Raw genomic sequence first — 425 nt, forward strand, 5'->3', positions numbered from 1 at the left:
AACAAATTCTCTCTTTCTAACATTTTTTGAACACGTAAGCTTCCATATACTTGATTGCTATCATTATAAATACCTGTTATTCTTTGCTTTAAATAAATTAAAGAGTCTTTTTGTTTGTTATCAGTCCTAACCCATGTATAATAAGAGTTTTTACTAACATTCATAATACTACACATCTTTTCAACTGGAAATACTCCTGTATGAGTTTTTATAAAACTATACCTTACCTGTCGCTCTTGGAAAAGATGCTTACCGCCTTTTTTAATATATCACGTTCTAACTTCATTTCTTTCAACTCTTTTTCTAAAGCTTTAACTTTTTGCTTTTCAGTTTCTAATACAGATAAATCTTCGCGATTATTTGTAGTGCTACTAAATTCGTTTCTCCATCTATTTATTGAAGCTAAACTAACTCCATATTCAGTC

The 425-nt window shown here is 29.2% G+C and carries 1 pseudogene; it reads right to left on the reverse strand.

From position 1 onward, the window contains the following. Window positions 1-223: 223 nt before the first annotated feature. A pseudogene (locus A8C32_RS20745) lies at window positions 224-425 on the reverse strand (hypothetical protein); the annotation flags it as partial.

The sequence above is a fragment of the Flavivirga aquatica genome, from assembly GCF_001747085.1.
Lineage (GTDB): Bacteria > Bacteroidota > Bacteroidia > Flavobacteriales > Flavobacteriaceae > Algibacter_C > Algibacter_C aquatica.